The 1,036-nt window shown below is 71.4% G+C and carries 1 protein-coding gene; it reads right to left on the reverse strand.

Translation table 11 applies throughout. The features are described from left to right. The coding region (locus FVW27_RS16840; RefSeq protein ID WP_167127365.1) for a UvrD-helicase domain-containing protein at window positions 1–1,036 on the reverse strand (1,036 nt) is incomplete at both ends.

A 1,036-nucleotide genomic window follows, 5' to 3' on the forward strand; every position in this document is an offset into this window, starting at 1 on the left:
GCCCCTTGCCGCCGCGCGGGTCATCGGCGGGGCGGGCGCAGCGGTCGGCCAGCCAGTCGCGCAGCGCGCGGTCGGAAAGGCCGCTGATCCCTCCGAACAACTCCTCGCCGGTCAGCACCTCCCACAGGGCCAGCGCGTTGGGCGGGTAGTCCAGAAAGGCCAGCAGGGCCACGGTCTGGGTCACAAGGGGATGGTCGGCAAGGCGCAGGCTGTTCTCGGTCACCACCGGCACGCCCCAGTCCATGAGCCACGAGGCCACCAGCGCGGATTCGTCGTTCTTGCGCACCAGCACGGCCACGTCCCGCCACGGGCGGCGGACGGCCAGGTCGTTCAGGAACAGTGCGCGCAACTGTTGGCGCACCTTGTCGCGCAGCTCGCCGTTGTCCTCGCCGTGCACGGGCACCATGCGCACCAGCCCGCCCCGGGCAGAATCCCTGTCCGGAACCTCCTGCGCCGCCCCGGCAAAGGCCCGCGCCACCGAGGCGGCGGCTTCGTCCAGCACGTGGTCTGGTGTCTTGTCGCCCAGCATGGCCGACAGCACCCCCCGTGCGCGCAACGGGTCGTCCAGTTGCGCGAACACGGTGTTGTTGTGCTGCACGATGGCCGCGCGGCTGCGCCAGTTGCGGGGCAGGGTTTCCTGCTCCGGGTCGGGCACGATGGCGGTGAGCGCCCGGGACGTCAGGATGTCGTCGAACAGGGCGGAATCGCCGCCGCGCCAGCCGTAGATGGCCTGCTTCACGTCGCCCACCCAGGTCAGCCCGCCGCCGCGCGACAGGCATTCCACGGCCAGTGGCTCGATGGCGGCCCACTGGTCGCGGCTGGTGTCCTGAAATTCGTCGACAAGGATGTGCGCTAGGCGCGTGCCCATGCGGCAGAAGGCTTCGGACACGCCGAACTCGCCGTTCAGCACGTCGCGGGCGTGCAGGGGGATGAGCGGCTGGGGCAGTTTGCCCTCGCGCCGCTGGAAGTCGGGCAGGTGCGCGGCCATGGCGCGGGCCAGACCGGCCAGCGGGGCCACCTGCAAGGCGCGCTGGAT

Source organism: Nitratidesulfovibrio liaohensis (assembly GCF_011682075.1).
GTDB lineage: Bacteria > Desulfobacterota > Desulfovibrionia > Desulfovibrionales > Desulfovibrionaceae > Cupidesulfovibrio > Cupidesulfovibrio liaohensis.